Annotated in this window: 22 protein-coding genes; 9 read left to right on the forward strand and 13 right to left on the reverse strand. The window is 35.9% G+C overall.

Annotated elements, in window-relative coordinates; genetic code table 11:
- Positions 1-62: 62 nt before the first annotated feature.
- Genes SAR02S_RS11265 through SAR02S_RS11285 form a run of 5 tightly spaced genes read right to left on the reverse strand, consistent with a single transcriptional unit; the run spans position 63 to position 6,682 of the window.
- Positions 63-296, reverse strand: a complete 234-nt coding sequence (locus SAR02S_RS11265; protein WP_041959758.1) for a hypothetical protein — start codon at positions 294-296, stop codon at positions 63-65.
- On the reverse strand, positions 293-2,599 hold the full coding sequence (locus SAR02S_RS11270) for a PHP domain-containing protein (protein WP_041959760.1): 2,307 nt from the start codon (positions 2,597-2,599) through the stop codon (positions 293-295). Before SAR02S_RS11270 ends, SAR02S_RS11265 begins: the two co-directional genes overlap by 4 nt.
- Positions 2,600-2,615: 16 nt before the next feature.
- On the reverse strand, positions 2,616-3,200 hold the full coding sequence (locus tag SAR02S_RS11275; RefSeq protein ID WP_156961474.1) for a hypothetical protein: 585 nt from the start codon (positions 3,198-3,200) through the stop codon (positions 2,616-2,618).
- 13 nt (positions 3,201-3,213) lie between these two features.
- Positions 3,214-5,637, reverse strand: coding sequence for an AAA family ATPase (locus tag SAR02S_RS11280; protein ID WP_084218507.1), 2,424 nt, complete (start codon positions 5,635-5,637; stop codon positions 3,214-3,216).
- Positions 5,558-6,682, reverse strand: a complete 1,125-nt coding sequence (locus SAR02S_RS11285) for a metallophosphoesterase family protein (protein WP_041959766.1) — start codon at positions 6,680-6,682, stop codon at positions 5,558-5,560. The genes SAR02S_RS11280 and SAR02S_RS11285 overlap by 80 nt, the downstream gene beginning before the upstream one ends.
- A 161-nt stretch (positions 6,683-6,843) precedes the next feature.
- Between SAR02S_RS11285 and SAR02S_RS13295 the strand changes: the two genes are divergently transcribed.
- Both SAR02S_RS13295 and SAR02S_RS11295 read left to right on the forward strand, forming a co-directional pair.
- Positions 6,844-7,458, forward strand: coding sequence for a metallophosphoesterase family protein (locus tag SAR02S_RS13295; protein ID WP_052433626.1), 615 nt, complete (start codon positions 6,844-6,846; stop codon positions 7,456-7,458).
- Positions 7,459-7,485: 27 nt separating this feature from the next.
- Entirely contained in the window at positions 7,486-8,346 is an 861-nt protein-coding gene (locus SAR02S_RS11295; protein WP_041959768.1) for a metallophosphoesterase, read from the forward strand.
- 141 nt (positions 8,347-8,487) lie between these two features.
- On the opposite strand, the gene SAR02S_RS11300 is transcribed toward SAR02S_RS11295, so the two are convergent.
- The 6 genes from SAR02S_RS11300 to ilvC form a co-directional block, all read right to left on the reverse strand.
- Positions 8,488-10,155 (reverse strand): hypothetical protein, encoded by a 1,668-nt coding sequence (locus tag SAR02S_RS11300; RefSeq protein ID WP_041959770.1) that lies wholly within the window; start codon positions 10,153-10,155, stop codon positions 8,488-8,490.
- Positions 10,149-10,487, reverse strand: a complete 339-nt coding sequence (locus tag SAR02S_RS11305) for a DNA-processing protein DprA (RefSeq protein ID WP_084218508.1) — start codon at positions 10,485-10,487, stop codon at positions 10,149-10,151. The genes SAR02S_RS11300 and SAR02S_RS11305 overlap by 7 nt, the downstream gene beginning before the upstream one ends.
- Entirely contained in the window at positions 10,487-11,641 is a 1,155-nt protein-coding gene (locus SAR02S_RS11310) for a divergent polysaccharide deacetylase family protein (protein WP_041959772.1), read from the reverse strand. The genes SAR02S_RS11305 and SAR02S_RS11310 overlap by 1 nt, the downstream gene beginning before the upstream one ends.
- A gap of 9 nt (positions 11,642-11,650) precedes the next feature.
- Positions 11,651-11,890: a cell division topological specificity factor MinE gene (minE, locus tag SAR02S_RS11315; RefSeq protein WP_041959774.1), complete on the reverse strand. Its 240-nt coding sequence runs from the start codon at positions 11,888-11,890 to the stop codon at positions 11,651-11,653.
- Positions 11,887-12,696 carry a septum site-determining protein MinD gene (gene minD, locus SAR02S_RS11320; protein WP_041959776.1) on the reverse strand — a complete coding sequence of 270 codons (810 nt, stop codon included), beginning with the start codon at positions 12,694-12,696 and terminating at the stop codon, positions 11,887-11,889. Before minD ends, minE begins: the two co-directional genes overlap by 4 nt.
- A gap of 87 nt (positions 12,697-12,783) precedes the next feature.
- The gene (gene ilvC / locus SAR02S_RS11325) at positions 12,784-13,806 is read right to left on the reverse strand and encodes a ketol-acid reductoisomerase (protein ID WP_041959779.1); all 1,023 of its coding nucleotides are present in this window, start codon (positions 13,804-13,806) and stop codon (positions 12,784-12,786) included.
- 140 nt (positions 13,807-13,946) lie between these two features.
- Between ilvC and SAR02S_RS11330 the strand changes: the two genes are divergently transcribed.
- From SAR02S_RS11330 to rpsR, 6 genes are all read left to right on the forward strand, one after another.
- Complete coding sequence (locus tag SAR02S_RS11330; RefSeq protein WP_041959781.1) at positions 13,947-14,759, forward strand: HDOD domain-containing protein; 813 nt, start codon at positions 13,947-13,949, stop codon at positions 14,757-14,759.
- Positions 14,756-16,702, forward strand: a complete 1,947-nt coding sequence (locus SAR02S_RS11335) for an RNB domain-containing ribonuclease (RefSeq protein ID WP_041959783.1) — start codon at positions 14,756-14,758, stop codon at positions 16,700-16,702. The genes SAR02S_RS11330 and SAR02S_RS11335 overlap by 4 nt, the downstream gene beginning before the upstream one ends.
- Complete coding sequence (holA, locus tag SAR02S_RS11340; RefSeq protein WP_041959786.1) at positions 16,695-17,681, forward strand: DNA polymerase III subunit delta; 987 nt, start codon at positions 16,695-16,697, stop codon at positions 17,679-17,681. The genes SAR02S_RS11335 and holA overlap by 8 nt, the downstream gene beginning before the upstream one ends.
- Before the next feature lie 119 nt (positions 17,682-17,800).
- Entirely contained in the window at positions 17,801-18,211 is a 411-nt protein-coding gene (gene rpsF / locus SAR02S_RS11345; RefSeq protein ID WP_041959787.1) for a 30S ribosomal protein S6, read from the forward strand.
- A gap of 13 nt (positions 18,212-18,224) precedes the next feature.
- On the forward strand, positions 18,225-18,731 hold the full coding sequence (locus SAR02S_RS11350; RefSeq protein ID WP_041959790.1) for a single-stranded DNA-binding protein: 507 nt from the start codon (positions 18,225-18,227) through the stop codon (positions 18,729-18,731).
- An 18-nt stretch (positions 18,732-18,749) separates the two neighbouring features.
- Positions 18,750-19,016 carry a 30S ribosomal protein S18 gene (gene rpsR / locus SAR02S_RS11355; RefSeq protein WP_041959792.1) on the forward strand — a complete coding sequence of 89 codons (267 nt, stop codon included), beginning with the start codon at positions 18,750-18,752 and terminating at the stop codon, positions 19,014-19,016.
- A gap of 45 nt (positions 19,017-19,061) precedes the next feature.
- On the opposite strand, the gene lon is transcribed toward rpsR, so the two are convergent.
- Positions 19,062-21,485 (reverse strand): endopeptidase La, encoded by a 2,424-nt coding sequence (gene lon, locus SAR02S_RS11360; protein WP_041959794.1) that lies wholly within the window; start codon positions 21,483-21,485, stop codon positions 19,062-19,064.
- Positions 21,486-21,600: 115 nt separating this feature from the next.
- Positions 21,601-22,248, reverse strand: coding sequence for an outer membrane protein assembly factor BamD (locus SAR02S_RS11365; RefSeq protein ID WP_041959796.1), 648 nt, complete (start codon positions 22,246-22,248; stop codon positions 21,601-21,603).
- Positions 22,249-22,416: 168 nt separating this feature from the next.
- Between SAR02S_RS11365 and fliW the strand changes: the two genes are divergently transcribed.
- Complete coding sequence (gene fliW, locus SAR02S_RS11370; RefSeq protein WP_041959798.1) at positions 22,417-22,806, forward strand: flagellar assembly protein FliW; 390 nt, start codon at positions 22,417-22,419, stop codon at positions 22,804-22,806.
- Positions 22,807-22,808 lie beyond the last annotated feature (2 nt).

The raw sequence follows: 22,808 nt of genomic DNA on the forward strand, positions 1-22,808 counted from the left end.
TTTTATATTATTATTTTGTTCTAATTTGATGCGTATCAAGTCAAGAATATCATGTTTATGAACTATTCTAATGTCTTGGTGTCATTCCTTACAACTGTCTCATTAATTTTAGCAATCATTTCCATGATTTTTTCTTGTTCATTTCTTGATATAGTATTGTCAAATTCAGTTTCTTCCAATTCATTATTATCATATAAATATTCAATAAATTTAATATAGTCAAAAGTCATATCAGTGCCATTATTATTAAGTTTTACTTTAATTTGTCCAGCCTCTTTAAAAAAAACCAACTTCATTTAGTCTCCTTAAAATTTTTCATATTATATTTTTTAACTCTTTTTTTTATAGATATTTTTCCACCATCAGTAATAGAAGCTACCTGATCAACAACACTTTTCCCATCTAAATAACCTTCTAGAGGATTAGAGGATATATTGATTTTCCCATCATTTTGACAAAGAACAATATTTTGAGCGTCCCCTAACATTGGGATTGTTGCGTTATGTGAAACTATTATAATTTGTTTATAGATTTTTATTTTTTTAATAGCATCAATTAAACCTTTATTTATATACCCATTTGCAAGATTATCTTCTGGCTGATCAATAATTAATGGGGCATTATCTTCCTTATAGCCAAGAATCAAATCTAATAAGACTGAAGTCTTCCAACCAGCACTAAGCTTTTCAAATTCTTTGCCATCACTTGTGATAATTTTATATTTTCTTTTATCTTTTGATTTAAATTCTGCAATGATTTTAGTTATAAAATCATCATATGTACCAATTTTTGGACTATCTTTATAATGTTCTAAATATAATTTTTTTGGAGAAAGATTATCAAGGCTTTCAATTTTTGAATCGGTTTTTAAAAACTTATTAATGGTATTTAAAATTATTTCTTGGCTCAATTGAAAGTTATATTCTATTGAAAGTTTATGCCCTGAAGATTCAATTTGTTTACTTTCAATTGAAATGGAATAACCTAATAATTTTATGAGCTGTTTTTGAAAAAATTTTAGATTCGAAGTATATTCTTCTATATTCTGAATAAGTTTTTCAAAATTATCTCTTTTAGATTGTGTTTCCGTATCTAATGATAACAATAAATTGTCAATATTAATTTTACAAGCATTAATATGTTCTCTAATGAGATTTTCAAAGGTTGAAAGATTATATGCATTTTCGATTGTACGTTCTATAGCCTCAAAATCCGATTCCTGATAATTGACAAAAGGATTTTTTGCTATAAACTCTTTTATTTCTTTAAGATTTTTTGTATGATGCTCATAAATAGCTACAGGATAGTCTATACGAGCACTTAATTCTGAAGAAGGAATCAATAATTTAATTATATTCTCTTGGATACCATTAAACTGAATTAAAGTATTTAAACTTGGTATTTTTTGTAAAACTTTTTCAGCTTTTTCAATATTTTCTACTGATTTTATAAATACTTTGACATCTTTTTCTAAATTTAACAATGCAGTATCAATTTGTAACCTAACACTTTTATCATCAGGAAATACATTTTTAATAATATCAATTTTTTCAATTTCATTTTTTCCATTCCCAATTAATTCAACAATATAGTTTTGATTAATATAATGTGGAATTGTGTTTGTCGGGTTGTTTATTTCTACATCTTGAACCAAAAATGATTTATATTTTGATTTAGAAAAGTCACTAGAACTTTTACATACAATTGTATCTACAAAAAGGGTTTTCCCACTAGATGAATCACCAATTACAACATTTAATCCTGGCGTTAAATTAACATTTATTGTCACAAATTCATTATTCAATTTAACACTTCTAATATATTCTGCCCAAATTTTCGGCTTTTCATTGGAATATACTAATCTTGTAGACTCTGATAAAGACAATCTTAATCCATTAAACGTAGGTTCTGCAAACATCCATGTTGGTATAAATGGGCTAGCTTCATCATCTTTTGCATTAGGATATTTAACTGGATTATAATTATCGGTACATGTAACTAAATTAACAAATTCATTAATGCCTAATCGTTTAAAATACTTGATTGTATCTTCCAAACCTTTTTCATTTCTAGCAGTAAATCCATCAAATTGATTGTAATAAAGGCTTTTTTCCAATCTAGTATCAAAATTTGAATCTACTGATAGATTAAATGTTCTATGGTTCTGTCCGCCGTGTGGTAATAATAAAAATTCATAATTATCAAATCTACGTATTATCTCTTCAATATTAATTTTTTTTTCATAAGGAGGTTGGATTTTTTTTGTTGGATATAATTCATCTAATATTTTATTGATATTATCTATTTCAATTTCTGTGATGTCTTGCATATCAAAATATATGTGACAATGGTAAGGCGGTTTTGTCTCTGTATTCCATATATGCAACTCTACACCTAAAATTATATTTTTAGTCTTCTCAAGCAATTTCATGTATGCAAATTTATTAATTGTATTATGATCTGTTAGAGAAATTAAAAATGTAGAACCTTTGCTGGTTTCTTGAATTTTAGATAATAGTAAATCTACATTATAATCTTGGTTTAAATCGTCTTCATTCTCAGAAGTGTGAATATGTAAATCTAAGTATATTGGTTCCACGTTTCATGCTCCATTTTTAAATTGTGATATGTCCAGTTTTATATATCATTTTATGATTAGAGCCCATTTCGTTTTTTTCCAAAAAATCTTTAAATTCATCACTCATATTATCAGTTTTACTAAAAACTACAAAGTAACAAAAAATTTCTGGATTTTCAGCTAATAAATTGGTGAATTTATCAAAATCTTTTTTTATTGAGAGTAAAAATCTTTTATCATTTTTATATCTATTGAATTTGAGTTCAAAAATAATTCCACCTTCTAGAAAATAAAAACCTTTTGCAGGCATTTTTATTTTACTACCACTCTCAATAGTTATTTTCGAAGGATTAATCAAACTAATATCTGGCTTCATTGTGAGTTTTCTATAATTATCAAACCAAGACACTTCAGTATGCACATAATGAGTCTTAATATCTTCTTCATTGTTTGTTCTTTCCAATCTACTTAATGACTTAATTTCTAATAATTTATTGTAAAGAATACATTGCAAATCTGTTTCAGTTAATATTACTGCTTTATTTTCATAATAAAACTCACCAATTTCATCAATCTTTTTTTCAACTTCTTTTCTTAATTCGATATTATTGACACTATTCACATTTATCCTTTTTTTAAATTTCAATAACCCTCTCAAACATTTCTTTAATCTCCATTTCATGAGAGATAAGAAAGATTTGTCTGTAAGATTCACTTATCGTATGAAACGCTTCCATAATACGAATGCGTCTCTCCTCATCTTGACTTCCAAAGACTTCATCGAAAGCTAAAAAACCAATATTGCCCCCACCGCTTAGTTCTCCTAGTGTTTTAGAAATAGCAATGCGAAGCACTAAGTTCGCAAGGTCTATCTCTCCCCCACTAAACCGCTCTATAGGGTATTTAACCCCATTATCATAAATAAAGAAGTCAAATTCAGGGCTGACTTCAATGTGTTGGTATTTACCTCTGGTGATGCGTACAAACATCTCACTTGCCACTTCACCGATACGAGGCGCTACCCTTGCGTTGATATGCGTTTTAAACTCTGTCATAATCTCTTTGAGCTTGATGTAATCGCTTTGGTCTTTCTCTTTGACTTTCAATGCTTCACGCGCTTTTGTATCTTGTGCTATTTCTTTTTTAAGTGATTCAATACTATGAATGATATTTGACTGCTCAAGAGCTGTTTTATGCATCAGTTCAATATGAGCATCTTTTTGCTTTTCTATGCGCGAAGCTTCTTCGATGGCTTTTGTGTGAACTTCTTCTTTGTAGGTGTCAGCACTGAGAATTTTGTATAATTCTTTGAGTCCCACTTGTTCTTCTGCAAGTTGCTTTTGAAGTGTAATAAACGAAGTTGTTTTCAAAGGAATGGTCGCAATAAGTGCTTCAAGCTTGAGCAGTTCATCCACTTGAATTTTAAGTGCTTTATGCTCTATTTTTATCTTCTCGTGTACTTTTTCATCGTAAATAATTGTTCCTAATGCATCAAGAGCTTGTTTATTGGCTTTGCCCCTGGTTTCGACTTCACTGAAAAGCTTTTGTGCTTTGGCAAGGTCTTGTGTTTTACTGGTGAGCAAGGCTATTTTGGTATGTGTCGCATTGTAAAGTTGTTCAGATTCTTGAACGTATTTTTGTTGTGCTTGGTGCTCTTGTGTTTTTATTTGCAGAGATTTTGTGGCATCATCGATTTGTTTAGAAATGACATCGTTCATCTCTTTGGTTAAAGAGGCTAAGACATTATCGTACTGGTCAAGAAGTGGTCTTGTGCACACAGGACATGCAGAGTCACGTCCCAATTTGGTAATGTTTTTTACTTTTTCATTGGTTTCAGAAAGCTTTACATTTTGAGTAGCGATGAGTGTTTTCATACTATTCATTGCTGTTTCAATGGTTTGTAAAGAGGCTTTGTGTTGCGTGAGTGTTGTTTGGTGTTCAATGAGTTGTTTTTTTAATACTTCAAGCGGTTCTATTTCTTTTAAAAGTGACGCAACTTCATTTTTACGATTGTTAAATTCAATACGAAGTTGTGCAAGTTCTTTTTCCAAAGCATCCTTTTTTAAAAAGGTTGTCTTTAAAGTATCTTGGACACTTAATACTTTATCAAGTACTGAGAGCTTCGCTTTTAAAGGAAGGTCTTTCTCATAAGCATTTTGTTTTAGCTGTAATTCTTTTAGCTCTTCTTCAAGGCTTTTAAGTTGCTGTTGATGGATAGTGATACTTTGTTCGGCTTTGGTAACGGCTTGAAGTTTTTGAGTTTTGGCTTCTTTGGCTTTTTGTTGAAGATCAACAGCAGCTTTAGCGCTTTCATATGCCTGTTTGATCTTTTGCTGTTCGGCTTCTAAGGTTTTGATCTGTACTTCAAGGGCTTTGAGTGCTTGCTCTTTTGCAGTTTGATCTGTTTGCAAGGCTTTGAGTGCCTCTTCGCTCATCAACTGAGCAGAGTCGTTTTTGATATCACGGTTTAGATCTCGTAAGGTATCTCGGATCAATCCCTCGATCTTATCGATCTTCTCTAAGCCTAAAAGACGGCGCATCATGGTCTTACGATCATCGTTTTTCATAGAACTAAGGGCGGTAAGCTCTTTTTGAGAGGCAAAGACGGTGTGCAAGAATGCCTCTTTTCCCATACCAAGAAGCTTAGTGATGGCAACAGTGACTTCTTTTGCTCCTGTAGTGGTTGTTTCATCACCACATTTCAATGAGGCAGAAGCTGTCATCACCCGACCTCGAAACTCACGAATAACGGTGTACTCTTTTTCGTTGATAAAAAAGGTCAGCTCAACTTTGACATTACCCTCTGTACCAGCAGTTTTTAGAAGCTCTTTGTTTTTATATTCGCCATAAAGCGCAAAGAAAACGGCTTCAAAGATGGTTGATTTACCACTGCCATTACGCCCTAAAATGCCACATAGCCCTTCTTCGAAAGCCATTTCATAGAAAGCATAGCGTTTAAAGTTTTGAAGGGAAAGTGTTTTAAGCGTCATCATTGACCTCGTCGTATTGAGCAAAGAGTTCAGTGACTTTTGAATTGAGTCGTTTAAATTCATCTTCATCGTTACTTTGTTCTTTTAAAAAGGCACTAAAATGCTCTTGTAAAGAAGCTGCACTAACAGATTCTGATGAAATGGAACTTTCACTTTGAGCAAATTTACGTTGAATTTGAACACTCAACGCTGTAGGGAAAATAGCTTCAATATCATGGTTTGCAATATCGATGGATTGGGTAATGGTAAGATTTTCTAATGTAATGTAAAGTAGTGCACCTTGCATATCTTCTTTTTGAGCATATTCTTCAAGCTGTAAAATAATATCTTTAGTTGCATCAATCGTTAGTCTATAATTTGGGCGTAGAGTGATGGTTTGAAGATTTACATATAAATCTTCATCAAGCCCAATGCGTACATAGCCTTTATCGATTCTAACATCAGCACTGCTAGTTCTCTCGGTTGAGCCAGCATAGTAAACATTAGGATGCTTTCCAACTTTACCAAAACCATGCCAATGCCCAAGTGCTACATAATCCATTTGAGCAAAAAGTGACTCTTTATCATGAGGATAGACACGTTCACCGTACTCTTCCATGATGTACTTTTGACCAACAGAGCAGTGAAGCATCATAACGTTACGCTTACCTGTAACGACAGAGTTTTCACAAAGCTCTATGGCTTGTAAATTGTCAGTTTCATCGTTAATGTGTGGGATGCAATGAAATACGATATCGTCAAACTCAATCTTTTCATAGGCTTCTTCGAAAACTGAATAAATATGATCTAATGTTCTAAGCGCTAAGAGAATGGGCGAAGCGGTACGGGTACGAGGTGTTGAGTGGTTTCCAGCTATGATAATTGTGGGGATCTTTGCGATACTAAGGCGTTTTAGCGCTGAAAGGGCGAAACTAATGGCACGATTCGACGGATGTGGACGATGAAAAAGGTCACCTGTATGAATGACGTAATCTGGCTTTTCAAGAAGAATCGCATCAATCACTTGTGTAAAGGTATCGTAAAAATCAGCCTCTCGCTGATTAATACCTGCATCATTGATTGTATCTAAATCGTTAAAGCCTAAATGCGTGTCCGAAAAATGAATCAGTCTCACGATGCTTCTTTGTATGATTATTTCATCAGATTATAGCAAATAAAAATATTCTTTATACATAATTTCAATCCAACTATCACAAATTTAAGGTTAATCTTCCACTCATCATATCCTCGTTACAATAACTGCAAATTCATTTCGTCTATTTTAAAGGTAACGTTGTGTCATTATTCATTATTGCAGATACCCACTTTGGTCATGACAATATTAAACTCTATGAACCTTCACGTGAAAGTATTGATGATGAAATGATGATTGATTTATGGAACAGTGTTGTAAGTGAAGAAGATGACGTCTGGCATTTAGGGGATTTTGCATTTAAATCCAAAGGCTGGGATTATGCCAAAGTGCTTAAAGGAAGGATTACCCTTTTAAAAGGCAATCATGATTTTAAAAAAAGCACAGCATTTTTAAAAGAACATGGTTTTGAAAGAGTGATTGATGCCATTGTGCTTGATATCCCTTTGGAAGAAAAACAGATGATTGAACAACGCTTGCATGATACTTTTTCTCAAGAACTCTTGTCATCGTGTATTTGTTGGATTCAAGACTTTCAAGGCAAACGTATCTTATTCTCTCATTACCCCTGCTTTTATCATGATGTATATGCCAAAGAGATTGAGAATGAACGAAAAGCAGTATTAGAAACTCTGTTTGATTGGTGTCACTGTGATTTAAACTACCATGGGCATATTCACTCTAAAATCAACGAAGATAAGCGTTGTGTGAATGTTGGTGTGGAACACACACGGTTTATGCCTTTAAAGCTCTGCTAGAGTGCTTAAATAAGGAAATCCTTTCTCATGAAAATTGATATTCTCAGTGATACCCATTTTGATAGCTGGTTTGGCTATCCTCATACACAAAGTCCTACCTTCTTTCCTTCGAAAGATGCCGTGGTTGGTTTTTGGCGTACCTTTAAACCTAAAGGGGATTATTTAGTTTTAGCAGGAGATATTGGACACAGTATTGAACAAAATGTTCATATCCTCAAACATCTCAAAGAAGTCTTTTATCAAGAGATTATTCTGGTTTTAGGCAATCATGACTATTATCTTATTGGACATGAATACATCACTACCTATACAAAAGGTGGCATTCAAAAAGCAGAAGCTGCCAAAGAAGCGTATCGTAATAATGGATTTATTGTCCTCGATGGAACCACAGTTACATTAGAGGGAATCACCTTTGGTGGTGCTATGGGGTGGTATAACAGTGCTTATGTTCAAAAAAATCTTCACTCTCTTAAAGCCATGCAAACATTAGCCTATTACTATGGTGATATTGAAGCTTTTTTACAAGATCTTTGGGGTGATGCTATCAATGATAAGAAACACATGAAGATTGATTATTTCGATGCCCTATACCAAGAAGAATATACCAAATTAGAAAGTATTCATCAACACTGTGATGTTATGATTAGTCATTACAATCCAAGCATTGAGATGAAACATCAAACACCAGGTTGGGAGAAAAATCCTACCACATCATTTTTTTGTTTTAATGCAGAAGAATTGATTCAAACAATGCGTGCCAATCTTTGGATTTACGGACATAATCATACCTCTTATGACTACACGCGTCATGATAAACGCTTTATCACCAATGCTTTAGGTTATAAAGGGGAAGCTAAAGAGATGAGGATTGTTACGATTGAGGTATAACACTCGTAGCACAAGAGCATATGAAGCTATGAAAATACATTATCTTCCTGTAAGAAACTGATGGACTTTTCTTAAAGTGTTTTTATCTTTGATTTTTTTTTACATACAAAATGTTTATTAATAGATACTTGCATACTACATTTATATTTTTATAATTTTATCTAATAAAAGCTCACACCAGCTATCAATTGCGATATCGTCAATTTCATCTTTTTTATGATTATGATGGATAAAAGCTAATTTGTATTTGGAGATAGCTTCCTTCTCCAGCATTGCATATGTTACTTTCTCTTCTTCAAAATAATATTGAATAATCGCTTCAATCGTATCAATATCATAGTTTGTTGATGAATCATCCATTGAAACAAAAAACCAAGTAGAAGGAGCCCAAGCAGTGTCTTGTTCAAATTCAACAAGATAGATGCATCGATTATTATAGGCAAATGTTGAGAAGAGATAATTTCTTTCTTTATTTCTATGACAATTGATACAAAATGCTTTAAGTTTTTTGCGTTTTTTATTCATGACTTGAGGAACAACATTCAAGGATATTGAATCTAATTCTTCCACACCTGTGTGTTCCATTAAGGTATCATAAAATTCAATAAAATCGGCCAAAGTAAAAAGCTTTTCTGGTTTGTCTTGAGCTACTTCAACGTAAGCTGCCTGACTCATATTTTTGTTGCCATTTGTATCTGGTGGTTCGAAACTTTGACTTCCTGTTTTATTCTCTTTACCATTAGATGGAGCAGGATTACCAGGCAACGGTGGTACATAAATATTTTCGCCCATTACATGTAAATTGCGAGTATTTGCATCTCGCTCCGCAGACTCAAAAATAATCTCAAATTGGTTTTCAGGAGAAGGAGTACCTGTTCTAATTTTATCGTCTTTAGGAAATTTTTTCCTTTGAAATCTTTTTTTCTTTCCCAGTGGGAAATTAATAGGTGGAGTTTTATTCGGGTCTTCTCCTTCTACTATTTGCTTATATAGTAATTCTTCAAACCCAAGTTCAGATTCATCATTAATAATATTTTGAACATACAAAACAGGCTTATCTAAAAGAGTGTATTCTAAAACTTTATATGTTGCAAGTATCCTAAATTCACCACTAACAGGGAAATGGCACCTTAGTGGATATAATGTCTCGGAATAAGATTTACTTCTTTGATTAAAAAAATACTTGCATTTACTCTCAGCTTCTTTATTAATCAAGAATCGGCATAAAAATGGGAGGTCTTTTTTATTGGCTCTTTTTTTAATAAGAATCTTGACCACATTATTTTCAAAATGCGGTTTATCATAATACAATTCATCAAGCTTTCCATTCATAATGGCTTTTTTCATAGAAGAGGAGAGAAAATAAAATCTGATAGCAATAGCAGAGCATGGGATTACCAACACACAATCTTCTTGCTCATAAACAAGAGAAGGTTGCCTATAAAAAAAATGGTTGTGATGATGATTCAATCCATTGATCAAAATTTTCGATTCATCTCCAAAAATTATTAAATTTCGTTTGATCTCATCATGGGGTGATACTTTAATATTAATCCACTGTTTTTCTAGTGATTTATTAATACCTACCTTTTTCCCTGCTTTATAGTAATAACCCAGTTTATATTTAATTCTTAAAAGTTCTGGTGGTATTAAAACGTTTTCGTTTCTGTTAGTATAAATATCTCTAAACACCGTTATATAGTAATAAGGTTCTTCTTGAAGATGTATGTCTTGGATTTGAATTAGCTCATATGTAGCATTTGCATGTTTTTCAAAAAATTCATGGATATGCGTTGAGTTTTTTAACATGCTGTAAAAAACCCATTAAAGTTTTTTCTTGTAAATTCAAGTTTGTTGTTGTAAGTGACAGCCACCATAATCGTATTATGCACTCCAGCAGAATGATGTGCAAGTCCATCAACCCCTTGCGCACCACCGCTTACGATGCACACGCCTGCAAGGGAAAGTTTACGCGCAATCTCTTGCGTATACATTTTAGTGTAGGTGATCGGATGACGTGTGCCTACAATGGAGATTTTAGGACGTTTGAGCATATCAGGATTGCCGAGGTAATAAAGCGGTTTGGGATAGACTTTCATCATCTCCAATTCAGGAACGTGAAAGTCTATCGTTTGGATCATTATAAGTCTTTAAGGTAGACCAAATCCACACCGTCTAAAAGATCTTTTGAATCTCTTAAAACCTCTAACGTGTTTTTGTGCGGATGCCCAATAGCAATGGCATAACCATGTTTTTTAGCTTTGACAACGGCTTCTCTCAGTTGTGTACGGATCAAGTTTTTATCGAGTGAGTTATCGAGAAAAACGTCTCTCGAATAGAGAAACATATCGTATTTTTTCGTAATTTCAGGTGCTTTTGAGTTACCAACCGTACGACTATCAACAAAAACAAGACCATTTTCTTTCATGATTTTGACAAGACGATCCATCGCATTATAATCTGCCGTATAAGAACCACCCGTATGATTATTGTAATAAACAAGCTCTGGGAACCACTCTTTAATACGCTTAATTCTCTTCTCAATCACTTCACTTGAATCAACCGCATTGAGAGTATCGGGTTCAGGAGACGAATAATTCTTTGACTCCATTGGAAGATGGATCATTGCAAACTCAAACTCATGCGACAAGCGCACTGTTTCAGGATGCCCTTTGGTTGGAGGGAAAAAAGAAGGTGTTACTTTATAAGGTATCTCTTTAATCGAACGTGTTTGCCAAGGAAAAGAGACGTCGTCAATGATAATGGCAAGCTTTGGCGTTGTACCTTCAGGGTATTTTTTGCGAACAACTTCATTAGGACGTGCAGGCTTACCACTTTCTCTAATACTGCGCTGATAATCATGGACTTCAGAAAGCTCATGCGTTTTACTCTCCTCTTCAAGAGTCTGTTGCTGTGCCACTGTAACCGTAGGTGCAGGCTGTGTTTCATTGTTTTCAAGAGGTTTTTCACTGCTTTGATTGCTTTCATTCACATCGGTAATGTTAGCTTCAACAGGAGGAGGTGGTGGTGGCAATGTCGTTTGACGTGCCTTTTCATCCTCTAACATCTGCTTCATTTTACGCATCAACTCATCACTGGATGTCATCTGATCTTTTTGGAGCGTTTTGTAATTTTGATACGAGGTCGTCATATACAAATAGGTTCCAAAAGCGATCATTGAAAGGGTTAGAATAAGCATTAAGATCAGGCTGTATTTTTTAAGCTGCGCTGATCTTATCTCATTGAACGAAGGGTTTTCTTTTTTAGGTCGTTTTTCTTTAATCTTTTTTACCATGAATGCAATTTACTTTCCAAGAATGACTTCGACTTCTAATAACTCGAGATTTTGATTATTGTGAGAGGTGATTTTCACATCTTCCACTTTCGTATATTTCTTAATGACAGCGATCAGATCATTGCGGAGATCGTCTAAATAAGGTAACTTACAACTTGCTCTCTCATGGGAAAGCATAATTTTAAGGCGATTTTTTGCCACGTCTGCCGTATTTTTTTTCGTTCCAAAAAGATCACTGAAGAAACTCATTTGAAAATTCCTTTAAGTGCTGAGAAAAGCCCTTTTTTAACACGAATGTCTAAAAATTCGACCTCTTCACCTAAAATACGTCGTGCAATATTGCGATACGCCTCAGCTGAAAGCGACTTGTCTTTGTTAACAATCGGTGAGCCTGTATTGGTAGATGTAATAATATCTTCATCGTCTGGCACAATACCAATAAGAGGAAGTGCTAAAATGCTTAAAACATCATCAACGCTGAGCATATTGCCAGCTTCGACCATTTCTGGTTTAATACGATTAATAATAATGTGTTTTTCAACTTCCAAACCATTTTTAGCTCGCTCACTTTTCGCATCAATGATACCAATAACACGATCGGCATCACGAACAGAGCTCACATCAGGAGTAGAAACGATAAGTGCGCGATCCGCTAGGAAAATAGAGTGCTCAAATCCGCTTTCAATACCCGCAGGAGAATCGATCATAACGATGTCAAAACTCTCTTTGAGATTTTCAATCAACGCTTTAACTTTATCTTTATTCAAAATATCTTTATCTTTGGTCTGACTCGCAGGTAAAAAATAGAGCGTTTTAGACTTTTTATCGTTGATAAGGGCTTGTGCAAGGTTACAACGACCTTCCATTACATCAACCACATCGTACACAATGCGATTTTCAAGTCCCAAAATCATGTCGAGATTTCTTAGCCCTATGTCGAAGTCAATCGCAACAACTTTTTTGCCTAAATTTGCAAGTCCAACGGCGAGGTTTGCTGTGGTTGTTGATTTTCCAACACCACCCTTGCCAGACGTTACGGTAATAACAATGCCCATGTAACCTCTTTACGTATTTATATCAATATGCAAGGAAGTTTTGCTTCCTTGCATATATGTACCAGCTTTCACTGGCAAAATGATGAATTAGTTTTTATCTTTATTGATGATTTTTTTAGAAGTGATCCAAGGCATCATAGCGCGAAGTTTCTCACCTGTTTGGTTAAGAAGACTTCTCTCAGTTTTTGCACGTTCTGCGTTCATACGAGTGTATCCCGCTTTTCTCTCAAGAATAAAATCTTTTGCAAAACGGCCATCTTGAATTTCAGCCAAAATCTCTTTCATTGCTGCTTTTGACTCAGCATTGATAACTCTTTTTCCACTAACATAGTCACCATACTCAGCTGTATTGGAAATAGAGTAACGCATATCAGCAATGCCACCTTGGTACATCAAATCAACGATTAGTTTAAGCTCATGTAAACACTCAAAGTATGCCATTTCAGGCTCATAACCTGCTTCTACCAATGTTTGAAAACCTGCTTCTACAAGCGCTGTTGCACCACCACAAAGAACGGCTTGCTCACCAAAAAGATCTGTCTCAGTCTCGTCTTTAAATGTTGTCTCGATAATGCCCGTTCTACCACCACCAATAGCAGATGCATAACTAAGCGCTAGTGCTTTTGCTTTGCCTGTTGCATCTTGGTCTACAGCGATAAGATCTGGAATTCCTCCACCGTTTACAAACTCACTTCTTACCGTATGACCTGGTGCTTTTGGAGCAACCATGATACAGTCAATACCTTTTGGAGTCGTGATTTGACCATAATGGATGTTAAAACCATGTCCAAAAGCGATCGCTTTACCAGCACTTAGGTTTGGTTTAATCTCTTCTGCAAATACATCGCCTTGCATTTCATCTGGCAACAAGATCATGATAACATCTGCATATTTGGTGGCTTCTGCTACTGTCATAACACGGAAACCTTTTGCTTCCGCTTTTGCCCATGAACTACCATCTTTTCTAAGACCTACAACGACTTCTACACCGCTATCACGAAGATTTTCTGCATGTGCGTGTCCTTGAGAACCAAAACCAATCATCGCTACTTTTTTAGAGCGAATAATGCTTAAATCACAATCTTTGTCATAAAAGACGGTTATTGCCATTTGTCAATCCTTACATGTAATATTAAATGTCGGTATTTTACAGAATTGTTACTTAAAAACTTTACATATCCGCGGGCAAAGGAAACTATAAACCAACAAGAGATAGAATTTGGATATAAACAAATCACTAGGAATCACTTATGGACGAAAATATTTTAAAAAAAATTAAAGCGCTTCCGCCTCTTGATGATACTGTTTTAAAAATACAACGTATTTGTGTTGATAAAAACAGTTCTTTAGCTGATCTTGTTAAGGTGGTTGAGAGTGACCCAATGCTTACTGCCAACATTTTAAAATCTTCTAATTCGCCCCTGTACGGCTTTAGCAGAGAGATTAAAAATATCGCTCATGCTGTATCACTTTTTGGTATGGCTACCGTACGTGGTTTTGCACTTTCTAGCGCCATTAAACAAAATATCAAAATCGATCTTGCACCTTACCATCTCACAAATGCAATCTTTTTGGAAATTAGTACGCTTCAAAGCGCATTCATGTTCAAGTGGTACTCTAAAGTCAACAAAGCGATGCTAGACGTTCTTCAACCTGCTTCATTTATGATGGAAGTCGGTAAGATTATCATCGCACATGAACTTATCGAACAGCAAAAAGATGGCGCATTTAAAACTGCTCTTTCCTCTGTTAAAACACCGCATGAACTTTCAACTTTAGAAAAAGAGTATGTAGGCTTTACAAATGAAGATATTACGGCAATGATCTTCGAACAATGGAATTTAGAAGCAGAACTTGTTGAATCTATTAAATTCTCTAACGAACCATTTGAAGCACAAGAACATATCAGGCCTTTTTCAGTAGCCCTTCATGTGGTCAAAAACAGCATCAATATCTTTGGTCAACTGGATGATGCCTCAATCAATCGCACACTTAAACTTTTGGATGAATACGGCTTAAGCCATGAGCCATTTTTACAAACCGTAGAGCAATTTAAACAGTGAAAAATTTTCTTCTTAGCCTTAAAGAAGGGGTGGCACAAGCTGATGTGCCTGCCCCTTTTCTCCCCCATTTTAACGCTCTTGTTCAACTTGGAATTCTTCTTTCAAAAAAAGATCTTTATACGCTTGATTCTGCGTATACCGTAGGTAAAATGGATGTTGCCTTTAGTGGAACAGGTTATTTAAGCTCTTTAGAGCCATCACGTTCCAAAGATCTTATTGTCGAAGCTTCAGGCTTACATGGTGCTATGCGTGGTGATTTGGTCGTAGCCAAACGTGTAATCAATAAGCGAGGTGGACGCGCTAAAGCGATGGTTGTGTATATTGCACAGCGCGCTTTTGCTAAAAGCATTGTCTACACTAAAATGAGCAAAGGAAAAGTGGTTGGGTGTAATGTCAAAAACGAATCGTTGTTTGAAATTACCGCCAGTCAAAAATCGCTCAAACAACTCCCCTTGGGAAGTGTTTTAAAAATTGATAACATCACAAATGTCATTGAAGAAGTTTTAGGCAACCTAAATGACTCTATGGTCGATGAAAAAATCTCGTTAGCTCTATTTGATAAAAAAGAATTTTTCACCAAAGAAGCGGAAACGGAAGCTAAAAGTCACGGTGATTTTGTCGATAAATCGTACTATCCCAACCGTGTTGATCTCACCAATTTACCTTTTTGTACGATCGATCCTGTGGATGCGAAAGACTTTGACGATGCGATCTATTTTGATGTAGCCAAACACACCCTTTACGTTGCTATTGCGGATGTAACGGAGTATGTGTTTCCAATGGGACCTATCGATAAAGAAGCGGTTGAACGTGGATTTTCGATCTATTTTCCACATAAATCCATCCCGATGCTTCCACGCTCTTTAAGTGAAAATATCTGTTCTCTAAAGCCTAATGTTGACCGTCTTGCCTATACCTTTAAAATCACACTTGATCCGCTTACATGTAAACCTATCAATGAGGAGCTTTTTGAGAGTGTTATTCATTCGTCTAAGCGCTATACTTACGAAAAAATTGATCTTTTTTTACAAGGTAAAACAGACGATGCTGATGCAGCAGATAAAACGATCTTAGAGTACCTTTTACCTCTGCATTCTCTTACGCAAAAGCTTCGTGACATAAGACTTGAAAATGCCTTCTCATTTCGCTCTTCTGAAGTGAGAATGAGAGTTGATGAAAACCAAAACTTAGTCTCAACCACCGTAGAAGAAGAGACGCCTTCGCATGGCTTGATTGAAGATTGTATGCTTTTAGCGAATAAAGCCGCAGCAAAGAAGCTAGGCTTTGGTATCTTTAGAACCCATGAAAGTCCTTCGTATGAGCGCATGGAAATGCTTTTAAACGATCTTGCACTCATTGGCATCAATGCAAAATTGAGTGCGGATATTCCCAAAATGATTCAAGGGATTCAAATGAAAGCAGATGAGTTAGACCTTCGTGAGGAAGTCGATAAGCTCATCATTAAAAGCCAAAAAAAGGCGATTTATGAGCCTGAAAACAAGGGGCATTTTGGACTTGGTTTTGACATCTACACCCATTTCACCTCCCCCATTCGTCGTTACAGTGACCTTACTTTGCACCGTCTTTTAAAAGCGAAGATGGCAAATGATGAGAAAAAGCTGACATTCTTACTGAAAGACATTGCGCCACTGTGTGAAAAAATAAGTAACCTAGAGCGAGAAAGTGATAAAGTTGCTTGGGATTATATGGACCGTAAATTTGCGCGTTATATGGCGTTACATGTAGGCGATAATTTCAAAGCAATTGTTGTTGAAACCGAGCAAAATCCTATTGCAAAACTGGACGATGAACTTAAAGGTGCCCGCATCTTTTTGCTCGACAATGATGTACATCTCTTACAACGTATTGAAGTTAAAATTGTTGAGAGCAATATTGCCACCGCTAGAATTTACGCACGAGTGACCAGGAGTTTTGATGTATAAAAGAGAATTTGAAGGACTTTTAAAAGCAAATAAAGCCCCAAAATCAACTCTTCTTTACGGTGCCTGTGCTTATCAAAACAACGTGCTTGCCCAACAACTTTTGACTCTTTTAAAAGCTGGAAGTGAAGAGAAAGTAATGATGTATTTTGATGAATACAACTTTACGTCTGCTAAAAATTTTCTCTCACAATCTTCGCTCTTTGGTGATCGCAATATCTTGATCGTTAAGACTGACAAAACCATTCCTACCAAAGAAATTGAAACACTCGTTGCGCTTTGTGCAAAGAATGATTCTAGCTATTTTATCTACCAGTATTTTGGAGAAGATAAAAAAGCAACCCCTCTTACCAAACTCTTCGATAAGCAAAATGATGGTGTTTTTGTGCGCCTCTTTAAAGCAGAATTCAATGAAGCAATGCAGTTACTGCAAAACCATGCAAGCTCTATTGGCCTTTCAATAGATCGTTATGCGCTGCAACATCTTTATATGATTCACACCGAAGATCTCTCATTGTGTGTTAATGAGTTTGAAAAGCTTTTGGTCTTAGATAGGGAAATCCAAGTTAACGATATTAACACACTTGTGTACGGACTTGGCAGTGTTTCAATGGATCATTTTATTACCAAACTTCTTGAGAAAAAAGATATTAAAGAGGAATTTGAACGACTCATCGAAGGTGATGGTGTTGAGGAAATTCGCATTATTAATGCCATCCAATCACATGTAACACAGCTCTTTTTATTTCATGCTTACATTAAACTTCATGGCTCATTTGATGCCAAAGCAATTCTTGGGTACCCTCTTCCTCCTCAACTTGCCGCTCAGCGTTCACAGCACTCTATCAAAATTGATTTAGCTACGTATCACAAGCTTTCGAACCAACTCATTGACGCTGAATACCGTTTGAAAAAAGTAGGAAATGTCGAAAAAACCAGTTACCTGCTCTCCAGCTTAATCAAACTTCAAAGTTCTTTATAACCTTCCCCACTTAGCTAAATAAGAAATGCATAAGGTGGTTTACAGTATAATCCACGCCTATTCTAAAAAATCCTTACTCAAATACTGATCTATTTGGGTGAAATCCAGAAGGAGAAACGATGCGACATTATGAGTTGCTTGTTGTAGTAAAACCTACATTAACTGTAGAAGAACTACAAGCAAAACTAACTTATCTAAAAGAAATTTTAGAGAAAAACGGTGCAGTGATCACTGCAACACTTGAGATGGGTACACGCAAACTTGCGTATCAAATCGATAAATTTGAGCGCGGAACATACGTAGTATTCTACTTTACTGCTCCTACAGCTGCTATTGCTGAAGTTGAGAGACTTATCAGAATTACTGAAGAGTTTATTCGCTTTATGACTGTTAAATTTGAAAATCAAAAAGAACTTAGATTCTGGAACAAACAAGTTGAGAAAATCACTAAAAAAAGTGAAGCACCAGCTCCTGTTGTTGTTGAAACTAAAGAGATTGTAGAAGAACCAACTGTTACAACTGAAGCTTAATTAAGGAGCCATGATGTTCAATAGAGTAATTATGCTTGGTAACCTCACACGTGATTGCGAACTTCGTTATCTACCAAATGGTGGAGCAGTTTGTACCACTGGACTTGCGACCAATCGTCGCTTTAAAAAGCAAGATGGTAGCCAAGGTGAAGAAGTGTGCTTTATCGACATCACCTTTTTTGGACGTACTGCAGAGATCGCAAATCAATACTTAAGCCGTGGCAAAAAAGTATTGGTAGAGGGTCGTTTGAAACTCGATCAATGGACCGATCAACAAGGTGTAAAGCGCTCTAAGCACTCTATCACTGTTGAGACACTCCAGATGATTGATTCACGTGGTGCTGGACAAGAAGGCGGTGCAGAAATGGGTGGAAGTTATGGTGAGCCTTCAGCTACGCCAAACGTAGGTTATAACGCTAACCAACAAAAACCCGCAGCCTATCCAAGACAATCTACTCCTGAATATAGTGGTCATGAAATTCCGAGCATCGATATTAACGATGACGAAATACCGTTTTAGTAAATAAAAGGATAAAAAATGGCAGAGAAAAGAAAATTTGCACGTAAATACTGCAAATACTGTGAAGCAAAAGTAGAATACGTTGACTATAAAGATGCAAAAATTTTGAGACATTCTCTTTCTGAGAGATACAAAATTATGCCTCGTCGTTTAACTGGTAACTGCAAAAGACATCAAGAGATGGTAGAACTAGCGATCAAACGCGCTCGTGCTACTGCAGTTATCCCATACATCATCGACACTCAAAAAGTTGTTGCTGTTCCTTTCGAACAACTTCAACAATAATTCTTACATGTAAAGCTAGATGGTCTCCCATCTAGCTTCTTCACTCTACTTCACCAACGCATACTCTAATACTTCTTCTACACGAGACACTGGGATGATTTTCATTTTCTCTTTGACTTCATCAGGAATTTCATCCAAATCTTTTTCATAGTTTTTCTTAGGGATTAACGCTGTTTTTATTTTCGCTTTGTACGCAGCTATGAGTTTTTCTTTAAGCCCACCAATAGGGAGTACTTTACCCGTTAAGGTCAACTCACCCGTCATAGCAAGATCGCTTTTAACTTTTTTGTCGCAAAGTATTGAAGCAATTGCTGTTGCCATCGTTATACCTGCACTTGGGCCATCTTTTGGAGTAGCGCCTTCTGGTACGTGTATATGCAGGTCATAGCGTCTGTAAACGTCGCTTGGCTCAATCTTCTTAGCGGTATCTTCTTTATCCGTACCTGTTGTTGGAATGATGGAGAGCGGTACATCTATCTTGCCATTATCGATCAAGACTTTAACAACACTGAGTGCAATTTTGGCAGATTCTTTCATGACATCCCCCAGTGAGCCTGTGATTTGAATGCCACCTTTGCCTTGTATACGAATCGCTTCGACTTTCAGCACATCGCCACCGACACTTGTCCAAGCAAGTCCATTCACAATGCCCACACTGTTTTCTTTATCGACTTCGTCAATTTCAAAAACAGTTTTTGGCAAGTAATCTTTTAAATTGCTATTGGTGACGCTCACTTTATCAATCGTTGAATCAATCAAAAGCTGTTTTGCCACTTTGCGTAAAATATCCGCAATTCTACGACGTAAATTTCTTACCCCTGATTCGCGTGTATAGTTCGCAATAATAAGCTGCAAGGTAGGTTTAGAAATGTTTATCTCACTGTTTTTTAGCCCATGCTTTTTCAGCTCTTGAGGAATGAGATATTTTTTAGCGATCTCATACTTCTCTTGAGGCGTATAAGAGTTCACAAAAATAAACTCCATACGATCGCGAAGCGGTGCAGGGATAGAGCCTACTTCATTGGCAGTAGCAATGAAAATCACTTTGCTAAGATCAATGTTAAAGTTCAAATAATAATCTCTAAATTTGTTATTTTGCTCAGGGTCAAGCACTTCTAAAAGAACCGCTGTTGGATCACCTCTGAAGCTTCGTGCAACTTTATCGATCTCATCAAGCACCACGACAGGGTTCATTTCCCCTGCTTCAATGATGCCTTGAACAATGCGTCCGGGCATAGCACCAATGTAGGTGCGTCTATGACCTCTTAGTTCATTAACATCTTCAAGTCCACCGAGTGCGATACGAACAAGCTTACGTTTGAGTGCTTTGGCAATAGAGTTTGCCAACGAGGTTTTACCAACCCCTGGAGGGCCTGCAAAACATAAAATTGCGCCATTGGCCGATTTATCAGCAATGCCACGCTTCGCAAGAAGTTCACGTACTGCAAAAAATTCTTCAATCCGCTCTTTTGGTTTTTCGAGTGAATAATGGTCTTTGTCAAGTTGCGATTTGACTTCTAAAACGTCGAGTGTCTTTTTTGAAAGTTTTCCATAAGGAATTTCAATCACCCAGTCAAGATAACTCTGAATCAAATTGGCATCGGCAGAATCTGGGTGCATGCGTGAGAGTTTATCAATCTGTTTTTTGATCTCTTTATACGCATCCTCTTCCATATACTCTTTTTTAGTTTCAAGCTTTTTGCGGTACTCTTCGATCTCTTCTTCGCGTTGATTGTCCGTTCCTAGCTCTTTTTGAATCTGTTTAAGCTGCTCTTTGAGAAAATACTCTTTGTTCACTTTTTCAATCTGTGAATGTACTTTGGTTTTAATCTCTTTTTTAAGACGGCTAGACTCAATCTCTTCAATGACATAATCTATAAGCTGTAAAAGTCGTGTCTCATCGTCTGCTTCCACAAAAAGCTTATACGCTTGCTCTTTTTTGAGCTTCATACTACTTGCAACAAGGTCTGTGATGCGGTGAATGTCGCTGTTATCTTCAATCGTTTTAATCAAATCGGGAGGAAATTGTCCACCAAGAGTTGAGAGTTGCGAAATCTTTTCGCGTAAAACAGACAAGGTTGCTTCGACTTTCATGGCTTCAGAATGATGCGTAGGAATAAGATCTATCGTTGCACGAAGCGGCGTCGTTGAGAGTTCTTTTAAAATTCTTCCTTTTTGCATTCCTTGAAAAAGAATCTTTACGCGTCCATCAGGAAGATCCACTTTTCGCATAATAGAGCCGATAACACCTGCTGGATAAATGGCATTAAAATCACGCCCATGCTCACTGCCCACTTTTGCAGTACAAACCATCACTAAAGAGTTATGATCTAAGGCATCGTTAGCCGCTTTGATGTTTTCTTCATCACTGAGGAAAAGGGGTGAGATCATAAAAGGGTATAAAAATAGATTGTCTTCTACGACAATGGGTATGTCCGCAGGAAACGCGGTATAGTCGCTGAGTTTCATCGCTCAATCTCCATATTGTTATGTTTTTGTAATTTTACATGTAAGGGCATAAGAGCCAAGCTCTTATGCGATAATTAGATTGTATAGTAAAGAAGTAAATAAAAAGTTTTTGTAACTACTGTTTTTCAAACCATGAACGATACCAAGGAATCTTTGGCTCAACGATTTTTGCTTCACCTAAAGAAGACTTTTTGAGTTTTTCGTCATAAGATTTCGCAGCTTCAGGCTTATCAACGCGCGTATAGAGATCTTTGATGTTGCCATCTAAGAAATACTCACCCATCTCTAAACGTACGAGAATCGTTTCTGCTAAAGGGCGAAATTTAGAGTCAGGATAACGCACAATAAAATCTTTCGTTTGAACAATCGTATCTAAAAGAAGTTGCTGGTTTCTGTTTGGATTTGGAAACGCTTCGTAATTTGCTTTGATTTTCATATAGCGAACATGGTCAGCATTCGCTTTATTACCATAGCGCTTAAGATACTCATCTAGGTAAAAGTTTGCTAAGACGTACTCTTCTTCTTGTATATGTGCGTTTGACAACATCATCATAGCCTCAGGCAAAAGAGGAGATTCGATATGCTCACTTGCTAATGAGGTGTAAAGCGAGTCTGCTTTTTCTAAATCTTGGTTTTTAATCTCTTTGGCGATCTCTTCATACCAATAAATGGCTGGCATATTGAAAACATCTTTATCTTTCGAGGCACAACCGCTCATAAAAGCCACCAATGACGCCACAATAAGAACATTTGCTATCTTCATTCACTCTATCCTTTGTGTTAAAAAAACCTATTGTATCTTCTTTTTTGTTATCTTAAAATTAAAATAATTTTTTTCGCCGTTTAACCGATTTGTTTCAATGAACTTGTCGCATTTAACGTACAAAAATGATACAATAGATAAAATATTTATTTTGAAAAAGGAACGTTTATGATCTTCTCTGTTAAAGCGCCGATCCCTGGATTTGAATCAATTAAAGAAGCAGAACTTGAGAAAGTTGATGATTTCTTCGTAAAATTTATATCAAAATCCGATACAACAACCTTTGTTCTTATTAACCCTTTTATGATTCGCCCTTATGAATTTGAAATTCCTGAGTACTTCAGAAGCCTACTTGACATCACTGAACAGACCAAGAACATTCTTATTTTAAATATTATGATTATTGCGACACCTATTGAAACCTCAACGATTAATTTCATTGCACCACTTGTATTTAATGTCGATAACGGAAGCGTCGCTCAAGTCGTATTAGACGCAAACCAATACCCTGATTTTGGCTTGATGGAGTGCGTTTCTAAGTTTTTAAATAAAGCATAAAT

The organism is Sulfurospirillum arsenophilum NBRC 109478 (genome assembly GCF_000813345.1).
GTDB classification, from domain to species: domain Bacteria; phylum Campylobacterota; class Campylobacteria; order Campylobacterales; family Sulfurospirillaceae; genus Sulfurospirillum; species Sulfurospirillum arsenophilum.

Excerpts from the sequence above, each read along its gene's own strand:
- holA (WP_041959786.1), top strand. The coding sequence starts at position 16,695 with ATGTATAAAAGAGAATTTGAAGGACTTTTAAAAGCAAATAAAGCCCCA.
- SAR02S_RS11280 (WP_084218507.1), bottom strand. The coding sequence starts at position 5,637 with ATGAAGATGAATTTAAACGACTCAATTCAAAAGTCACTGAACTCTTTG.
- minE (WP_041959774.1), bottom strand. The coding sequence starts at position 11,890 with ATGAGTTTCTTCAGTGATCTTTTTGGAACGAAAAAAAATACGGCAGAC.
- SAR02S_RS11310 (WP_041959772.1), bottom strand. The coding sequence starts at position 11,641 with ATGGTAAAAAAGATTAAAGAAAAACGACCTAAAAAAGAAAACCCTTCG.
- SAR02S_RS11350 (WP_041959790.1), top strand. The coding sequence starts at position 18,225 with ATGTTCAATAGAGTAATTATGCTTGGTAACCTCACACGTGATTGCGAA.
- SAR02S_RS11300 (WP_041959770.1), bottom strand. The coding sequence starts at position 10,155 with ATGTTAAAAAACTCAACGCATATCCATGAATTTTTTGAAAAACATGCA.
- SAR02S_RS11330 (WP_041959781.1), top strand. The coding sequence starts at position 13,947 with ATGGACGAAAATATTTTAAAAAAAATTAAAGCGCTTCCGCCTCTTGAT.
- rpsR (WP_041959792.1), top strand. The coding sequence starts at position 18,750 with ATGGCAGAGAAAAGAAAATTTGCACGTAAATACTGCAAATACTGTGAA.
- fliW (WP_041959798.1), top strand. The coding sequence starts at position 22,417 with ATGATCTTCTCTGTTAAAGCGCCGATCCCTGGATTTGAATCAATTAAA.
- SAR02S_RS11265 (WP_041959758.1), bottom strand. The coding sequence starts at position 296 with ATGAAGTTGGTTTTTTTTAAAGAGGCTGGACAAATTAAAGTAAAACTT.
- SAR02S_RS11365 (WP_041959796.1), bottom strand. The coding sequence starts at position 22,248 with ATGAAGATAGCAAATGTTCTTATTGTGGCGTCATTGGTGGCTTTTATG.
- ilvC (WP_041959779.1), bottom strand. The coding sequence starts at position 13,806 with ATGGCAATAACCGTCTTTTATGACAAAGATTGTGATTTAAGCATTATT.
- SAR02S_RS11295 (WP_041959768.1), top strand. The coding sequence starts at position 7,486 with ATGAAAATTGATATTCTCAGTGATACCCATTTTGATAGCTGGTTTGGC.
- rpsF (WP_041959787.1), top strand. The coding sequence starts at position 17,801 with ATGCGACATTATGAGTTGCTTGTTGTAGTAAAACCTACATTAACTGTA.
- SAR02S_RS11305 (WP_084218508.1), bottom strand. The coding sequence starts at position 10,487 with ATGATCCAAACGATAGACTTTCACGTTCCTGAATTGGAGATGATGAAA.
- lon (WP_041959794.1), bottom strand. The coding sequence starts at position 21,485 with ATGAAACTCAGCGACTATACCGCGTTTCCTGCGGACATACCCATTGTC.
- minD (WP_041959776.1), bottom strand. The coding sequence starts at position 12,696 with ATGGGCATTGTTATTACCGTAACGTCTGGCAAGGGTGGTGTTGGAAAA.